The sequence below is a fragment of the Enterobacter sp. E1 genome (assembly GCF_016809815.1).
Classification (GTDB): Bacteria; Pseudomonadota; Gammaproteobacteria; order Enterobacterales; family Enterobacteriaceae; genus Enterobacter; species Enterobacter adelaidei.
Genome location: NZ_JAFBJM010000002.1, coordinates 603,754 through 611,160 on the forward strand (window position 1 = coordinate 603,754; position 7,407 = coordinate 611,160).

Here is a 7,407-nt window from a genome sequence, read left to right on the forward strand (position 1 = left end):
GTAACATATTAGAAACATTATCGGCGTTTGCCGCTGTCCCACGGCTCTATCAGAGGTTAGTTATGAATACCGTATGTGCCAACTGTCAGGCTCTCAATCGCATTCCGGACGATCGGATTGAAGATGGTGCGAAATGCGGGCGTTGTGGTCATGAATTGTTTGATGGCGATGTCATTAACGCAACGGGTGCTACGCTGGACAAACTCCTCAAGGATGATCTTCCCGTAGTGGTCGACTTCTGGGCGCCATGGTGCGGCCCATGCCGTAGCTTCGCGCCGATCTTCGAAGATGTGGCAGAAGAGCGCAACGGGAAAATGCGGTTCGTTAAGGTCAATACCGAAGCGGAACCCGAACTGAGCGCACGTTTTCGTATTCGCAGCATCCCGACCATTATGATTTTCAAAAAGGGTGAAGTGATCGATATGCTCAACGGTGCGGTTCCAAAAGCACCTTTTGAAAGCTGGTTAAACGAGTCGCTGTAACATTCATGGGGCACATCTTGTGCCCCGTTCCCGCCTCTGCGAAAATAGGGTTTTTCCTGCATTTCGCCCATGACTGATAACGCTGTCCTTCAATTACGTGCCGAACGCCTTGCTCGCTCAACGCGTCCCTTTCTTGCCCGTGGCAATCGAATCCGTCGTTGCCAGCGATGCCTGCTGCCACTAAAGGTTTGCCTGTGCGAGACGCTGGCCCCGAGTACAGCGGAGAGTCGTTTTTGTCTGGTAATGTTCGATACCGAGCCGATGAAACCCAGTAATACGGGTCGCCTGATTGCCGACATTCTGCCTGATACCACTGCGTTTCAGTGGTCGCGCACGGAGCCACCACAGGCCCTGCTCGACGCAGTGACAAACCCGGACTATCAGCCCATGGTCGTTTTCCCGGCCTCTTATGCAGGGGCCGATCGTCAGGTGCTTTCGGCTCCACCATCAGGTAAACCACCCCTGTTTATTATGCTGGATGGCACCTGGACCGAAGCACGAAAAATGTTTCGTAAAAGCCCTTATCTTGACGCACTGCCGGTGATTTCTGTCGACCTTTCCCGGGTCTCCGCCTACCGCCTGCGTGAAGCGCATGCCGACGGGCAATACTGCACTGCCGAAGTGGCCATTGCGCTTCTGGATTTAGCAGGCGATACCGCAGCGGCAGGCGCCCTGGGCAACCATTTCTCCCGCTTTCGCGAGCGCTATCTGGCGGGAAAAACCGTTCATAAGGGCAGTGTCACAGCAACAGAGACAGAAAGCGTTTAAAATCATCAGGTCGCTTGCATTCACAGGAGGCCTGCATGAGCCAGAGAGGGTTAGAAGCGCTATTACGTCCTAAATCCATTGCCGTTATCGGCGCCTCAATGAAACCGGATCGTGCAGGCTATCTGATGATGCGTAACCTGCTGGCCGGAGGGTTTAATGGCCCTGTTATGCCTGTTACACCTGCCTACAAGGCTGTTCAGGGGGTACTTGCCTGGCCAGATGTCCAGAGCCTGCCTTTCGTACCCGATCTTGCCGTACTGTGTACCAATGCAAAACGAAATCCGGAACTGCTGGAATCACTCGGTAAAAAAGGGTGTAAAACCTGCATTATTCTCTCGTCTCCACCTGAACAACAGCCCGAGCTGCTGGCATGCGCCAGTCGTTATCAAATGCGCATCCTTGGGCCAAACAGTCTTGGCCTGCTCGCCCCCTGGCAGGGTCTGAATGCCAGTTTCTCCCCTGTACCAATCCGTAAAGGTAAACTCGCGTTTATCTCGCAATCAGCAGCGGTATCGAACACCATCCTCGACTGGGCTCAGCAGCGTGAAATGGGATTCTCCTACTTCATTGCCCTGGGTGACAGCCTGGATATTGACGTTGATGAGCTCCTTGATTTTCTGGCTCGCGACAGTAAAACCAGCGCAATCCTGCTTTACCTCGAGCACCTCAGCGATGCCCGTCGTTTTGTATCGGCTTCACGAAGCGCCTCGCGCAATAAACCGATCCTGGTGATCAAAAGTGGGCGTAGCCCTGCAGCCCAGCGACTTCTGCAGTCGCATTCCGGTATGGATCCTGCCTGGGACGCCGCCATTCAGCGTGCCGGTTTGCTGCGGGTACAGGATACACACGAGCTTTTTTCCGCCGTCGAGACGCTAAGCCATATGCGCCCATTGCGCGGTGAGAAGTTAATGATTGTCAGTAACGGCGCCGCCCCTGCCGCACTCGCGCTGGATGAACTGTGGCGGCGCTTCGGTAAGCTGGCAACGCTGGGTGAAGAGACGCTGCAACGTCTGAGAGAAGCTCTCCCGACAAGTGTGACGCCAGACAACCCGCTTGACTTACGCGATGACGCCAGCAGCGATCGCTATATCAAGGCCATCTCGATTTTGCTGGATAGCCAGGATTTCGACGCGCTGATGATTATCCACTCCCCCAGCGCGGCCGCTCCAGGTAGTGAAAGTGCGCGGGCACTCATTGATACCGTGCGCAATCATCCACGTGGAAAATATGTCACTTTGCTGACCAACTGGTGCGGTGAGTTTTCTTCGCAGGAGGCGCGACGCTTGTTCAGTGAAGCCGGACTGCCAACCTACCGTACTCCGGAAGGCACTATCACTGCATTTATGCATATGGTCGAGTATCGCCGTAACCAGAAACAGTTACGCGAAACCCCAGCGTTACCCGGTAATCTGACGGCGAACACCGTCGACGTTCACCGTCTTTTACAACAGGCTATCGAAGAGGGTGCGACAACGCTTGATACGCATGAAGTTCAGCCCATTCTCGGCAGTTACGGAATGCAAACCCTGCCCACCTGGATTGCCAGCGACAGCGCTGAGGCTGTGCATATTGCCGAACAAATTGGCTACCCGGTTGCCCTTAAGTTGCGTTCACCGGATATCCCACATAAGTCTGATATTCAGGGGGTGATGTTATACCTGCGTACGGCAACGGAGGTTCAGCAAGCAGCAGATGCCATTTTTGATCGGGTCAAAATGGCCTGGCCGCAGGCAAGGATCCACGGGTTGCTGGTGCAAAGCATGGCTAACCGCGCAGGTGCTCAGGAGCTGCGGGTGGTGGTTGAACATGATCCCGTGTTTGGCCCGCTCATTATGCTGGGAGAAGGCGGCGTTGAGTGGCGGCCTGAAGAACAAGCCGTTGTAGCGTTACCGCCGCTGAACATGAATCTGGCGCGTTATTTGATCATCCAGGCGATTAAAAGCAAAAAGATCCGCGGCCGGAGCGCGCTGCGTCCACTTGATATTGCCGGGCTAAGTCAGTTCCTGGTGCAGGTATCTAACCTGATTGTGGATTGTGCCGAGATCCAGCGGCTGGATATCCACCCACTTCTCGCCTCCGGTAATGAATTTACCGCGCTGGACGTGACGCTGGATATCGCGCCCTTTGAAGGCGACAGAGAGAGCCGTCTGGCGATCCGTCCTTACCCGCTGCAACTGGAAGAGTGGGTAGAGATGAAGAATGGGGAACGCGCCTTATTCCGCCCTATTCTGCCGGAAGATGAACCTCAGCTGCGGGCCTTTATCTCTCAGGTCACGAAAGAGGATCTTTACTATCGCTATTTTAGTGAAATCAACGAATTTACCCACGATGATTTAGCCAATATGACCCAGATCGACTACGATCGAGAAATGGCTTTTGTCGCCGTTCGTCGTTCCGATAAAGGCGATGAGATCCTTGGCGTGACGCGTGCTATTTCTGACCCGGATAATGTTGATGCGGAGTTTGCCGTGCTGGTGCGCTCCGATCTAAAAGGCCTGGGTCTGGGGAGACGACTGCTGGAAAAACTCATCAGTTATACGCGAGATCACGGATTGTTACGCCTGAATGGCATTACTATGCCTAACAATCGCGGTATGGTGACCCTGGCGCGAAAACTTGGATTTGATGTTGATATTCAACTGGACGAAGGTATTGTTGCCTTGTCCCTCAACCTGACATCAGCAGATAAACACAAGTAAGCTACTGGAAATGTTACCCACTTTGGACGGGACTGGTGGTATCATTGTCCGCTTATGTTGTTTGCATGGTACAGACAACCCTTCAATGAACAGAGAAGAAACGCACTGTGATGTTGTCAAAATTTAAGCGTAATAAACATCAACAACACCTTGCTCAACTACCGAAGATTTCTCAGTCAGTTGATGATGTAGAGTTCTTTTACGCTCCCGCTCATTTTCGGGAGACGCTTCTTGAAAAGATTGCCAGCGCCACGCGACGCATTTGCATTGTGGCACTGTATCTGGAACAAGACGAAGGCGGGCGCGGGATCCTGAACGCGCTCTATGAAGCCAAACGTCAACGTCCTGAACTCGATGTTCGCGTGCTGGTTGACTGGCATCGCGCTCAGCGCGGTCGTATTGGCGCTGCCGCTTCAAACACCAATGCTGACTGGTATTGCCGCATGGCGCAGGAGAATCCTGGCGTCGATGTTCCTGTTTATGGCGTGCCTGTTAATACTCGTGAAGCGCTCGGCGTCCTTCATTTCAAGGGTTTCATCATTGATGACAGCGTACTATACAGTGGTGCTAGTCTGAATGATGTTTACCTCCATCAGCTCGATAAGTATCGCTACGACCGCTACCATCTGATTCGTAATCCTCAGATGGCCGATATCATGTTTAATTGGGTTGATAAAAATCTGGTTCATGGCCGTGGTGTAAATCGCCTTGACGATCCAGAGCGCCCTAAAAGCCCGGAAATCAAAAATGATGTTCGTGCATTCCGCCAGGAACTGCGCGATGCGGTCTATCATTTCCAGGGCGATGCAAACAACGAAGAGTTATCCGTTACCCCGCTGGTAGGTCTCGGCAAATCAAGCCTGCTAAATAAAACGATCTTCCATCTGATGCCGTGTGCAGAGCAGAAACTCACCATCTGTACACCGTACTTCAACCTTCCTGCCGTGCTGGTGCGTAACATCATTCAGCTGCTGCGCGATGGTAAAAAAGTGGAAATCATCGTTGGGGATAAAACGGCTAACGACTTCTTTATTCCTGAAGATCAGCCGTTCAAAATTATCGGTGCGCTACCTTACCTCTATGAGATTAACCTGCGCCGTTTCCTGAGTCGTTTACAGTATTACGTAAACACTGACCAGCTGGTTGTGCGTCTGTGGAAAGATGAAGACAACACTTACCATCTCAAAGGTATGTGGGTCGACGATGAGTGGATGCTACTGACCGGTAACAACCTGAACCCGCGCGCGTGGCGACTGGATCTGGAAAACGCTATCCTGATCCATGACCCACAGCATGAGTTAGCCGCAAAACGTGAGCGTGAGCTGGAGCTGATTCGCACACATACCACTGTGGTTAATCATTACCGCGAACTGCAGAGCATTGCCGATTATCCGGTGAAGGTCCGCAAACTTATCCGCCGTTTACGTCGTATCCGTATCGACCGACTTATCAGCCGTATTCTGTAATGCCACAGCCCTGTCTTCGACGGGGCTTTTTTATGGAGTTCTTGATGCGCATCCCTCTCCTGCTAACTACTCTCGCCCTCACCGGCTGTAGCCATATGGCAAACGATAGCTGGTCCGGTCAGGATAAAGCCCAACATTTTCTCGCTTCCGCGATGTTGTCCGCAGCTGGTAATGAATATGCGCAGCATCAGGGATACAGCCGGGATCGTAGCGCGGCGATAGGGTTGATGTTCTCTGTCGGTCTTGGGGCATCTAAAGAATTGTGGGATAGCCGCCCCGCAGGGAGCGGCTGGAGCTGGAAAGATTTTGCCTGGGATGTCGCCGGCGCAACGACTGGCTATGCTGTGTGGCAAATGGCGCACTATTAAAGCCGGATGCCTTTCCCTTTGCGATGAAGCATCAGGGATACGATAAATGCCAGCGCCCCCATTGCAGTGACGTACCAGAAGAATGTCGTTTCACTTCCCCATGATTTAAGAGACAACGCAACATACTCAGCCGATCCGCCAAACAACGCATTGGCTACCGCATAAGAGAGCCCGACTCCTAAAGCACGTACCTGCGCCGGGAACATTTCGGCTTTCAGTATCCCACTGATCGAGGTATAGAAACTGACAATCACCATCGCCAGCATAACCAGCGCAAATGCTGCATACGGCGAAGTCACATGCTGAAGAGCAGTCAGAATAGGTACGGTACATAACGCCGACAGCCCGCCAAAAATCAGCATCGACGTCCGTCGGCCAATTTTATCCGAGAGCGCACCGATAATGGGTTGTATGAGCATAAAGACAAACAGCGCCACGGTCATGACGACACTGGCGACGTTTGCGTGCATTCCGGTAGTGTTCACCAGGTACTTTTGCATATAGGTGGTGAAAGTATAGAAACTGAGAGAGCCACCGGCAGTGAAGCCCAGCACCATCAGGAAAGCTTTGCGGTTACGCCATAACCCTTTGAAGGTTCCCGCCTCCTTCAGCGTTCTGACCTCTTTCTGAGAGGTTTCATCCAACTGACGGCGTAGCCAAAGTGCGACAATCGCCAGTACTGCGCCCATTGCGAAAGGAATTCGCCATCCCCAGGCGTGGAGTTGTTCGTCCGTCAGAATCTGCTGCAGGATAACCACCACAAGAATGGCCAGCAACTGACCGCCAATAAGCGTGACATACTGGAAGGAGGCGTAAAAACCTTTACGACCTTCCAGAGCAATCTCACTCATGTAGGTCGCACTCGTGCCGTATTCGCCCCCCACCGATAACCCCTGGAATAAACGGGCCAGCAAAAGTAGCGCGGGAGCCCAGGTTCCAATGGATTCATATCCTGGCAGGCAGGCGATCACCAGAGAGCCAAAGCACATCATACAAACCGAGATCAGCATAGAAGCCTTACGCCCGCGACGATCCGCAATACGGCCGAACAACCAGCCCCCGATCGGTCGCATCAGGAATCCTGCAGCAAATACCCCTGCTGTTTGTAGAAGTTGCGTCGTGGTGTTGCCGGAGGGAAAGAAAATATGTGCGAAGTAGAGTGAACAGAATGAGTAGACGTAAAAGTCGAACCATTCAACCAGATTCCCTGAAGAGGCGCTGACGATTGCCCATACCCTTCTTCGGGTATCACTGTTAGCCAGCGTCCCGTTTGATGTAATGCTTTCTGTCATTGTGATTATGCTCCTGCCATAAACTGCGGCGTATTGAGTCAGTACACTCAATTACCTCGTAAATGAAATGTTATAATTTTGTTATAATTAACATTGAGACAACGATCACACATTCCATTAGCAGGGTAAGGGATTAAGAGAAAGGCCAAGCTGGGAAAAGACAAAGAAAAAAACCCCGTACCTTACGGTACGGGGTTCTTCCTGATTGATGCCTGGCAGTTCCCTACTCTCACATGGGGAGACCCCACACTACCATCGGCGCTACGGCGTTTCACTTCTGAGTTCGGCATGGGGTCAGGTGGGACCACCGCGCTAAAGCCGCCAGGCAAATT

The 7,407-nt window shown here is 52.5% G+C and carries 6 protein-coding genes, 1 rRNA gene and 1 pseudogene; 6 read left to right on the forward strand and 2 right to left on the reverse strand.

Going from position 1 to position 7,407, the window contains the following annotated elements; translation table 11 throughout:
- The first annotated feature begins 62 nt into the window (after window positions 1-62).
- The 6 genes and pseudogenes from trxC (at window position 63) to JGF26_RS08980 (ending at window position 5,783) form a co-directional block, all read left to right on the forward strand.
- Window positions 63-482 carry a thioredoxin TrxC gene (trxC, locus tag JGF26_RS08960; RefSeq protein ID WP_028016050.1) on the forward strand — a complete coding sequence of 140 codons (420 nt, stop codon included), beginning with the start codon at window positions 63-65 and terminating at the stop codon, window positions 480-482.
- A 69-nt stretch (window positions 483-551) separates the two neighbouring features.
- Window positions 552-1,250, forward strand: a complete 699-nt coding sequence (tapT, locus tag JGF26_RS08965; protein WP_108090935.1) for a tRNA-uridine aminocarboxypropyltransferase — start codon at window positions 552-554, stop codon at window positions 1,248-1,250.
- 35 nt (window positions 1,251-1,285) lie between these two features.
- Window positions 1,286-3,949: a protein lysine acetyltransferase gene (gene pat / locus JGF26_RS08970; protein ID WP_108090936.1), complete on the forward strand. Its 2,664-nt coding sequence runs from the start codon at window positions 1,286-1,288 to the stop codon at window positions 3,947-3,949.
- An 85-nt stretch (window positions 3,950-4,034) separates the two neighbouring features.
- Window positions 4,035-4,076: pseudogene (locus JGF26_RS22365) on the forward strand (hypothetical protein).
- On the forward strand, window positions 4,060-5,415 hold the full coding sequence (pssA, locus tag JGF26_RS08975) for a CDP-diacylglycerol--serine O-phosphatidyltransferase (RefSeq protein ID WP_028016047.1): 1,356 nt from the start codon (window positions 4,060-4,062) through the stop codon (window positions 5,413-5,415). The pseudogene JGF26_RS22365 and the gene pssA overlap by 17 nt, the downstream one beginning before the upstream one ends.
- A 44-nt stretch (window positions 5,416-5,459) precedes the next feature.
- Window positions 5,460-5,783, forward strand: a complete 324-nt coding sequence (locus JGF26_RS08980; RefSeq protein WP_049005940.1) for a YfiM family lipoprotein — start codon at window positions 5,460-5,462, stop codon at window positions 5,781-5,783.
- Here the strand turns inward: JGF26_RS08980 and JGF26_RS08985 are convergent.
- Window positions 5,780-7,075, reverse strand: coding sequence for an MFS transporter (locus JGF26_RS08985; protein WP_028016045.1), 1,296 nt, complete (start codon window positions 7,073-7,075; stop codon window positions 5,780-5,782). The two genes, JGF26_RS08980 and JGF26_RS08985, sit on opposite strands and share 4 nt — an antisense overlap.
- A 210-nt stretch (window positions 7,076-7,285) precedes the next feature.
- Window positions 7,286-7,401: ribosomal RNA gene (gene rrf, locus JGF26_RS08990) — 5S ribosomal RNA — on the reverse strand.
- Window positions 7,402-7,407: the final 6 nt, after the last annotated feature.

Bases quoted from the DNA above. Each gene is read 5' to 3' on its own strand.
- trxC (WP_028016050.1), top strand. From the start codon at position 63: ATGAATACCGTATGTGCCAACTGTCAGGCTCTCAATCGCATTCCGGAC.
- tapT (WP_108090935.1), top strand. From the start codon at position 552: ATGACTGATAACGCTGTCCTTCAATTACGTGCCGAACGCCTTGCTCGC.
- pat (WP_108090936.1), top strand. From the start codon at position 1,286: ATGAGCCAGAGAGGGTTAGAAGCGCTATTACGTCCTAAATCCATTGCC.
- pssA (WP_028016047.1), top strand. From the start codon at position 4,060: ATGTTGTCAAAATTTAAGCGTAATAAACATCAACAACACCTTGCTCAA.
- JGF26_RS08980 (WP_049005940.1), top strand. From the start codon at position 5,460: ATGCGCATCCCTCTCCTGCTAACTACTCTCGCCCTCACCGGCTGTAGC.
- JGF26_RS08985 (WP_028016045.1), bottom strand. From the start codon at position 7,075: ATGACAGAAAGCATTACATCAAACGGGACGCTGGCTAACAGTGATACC.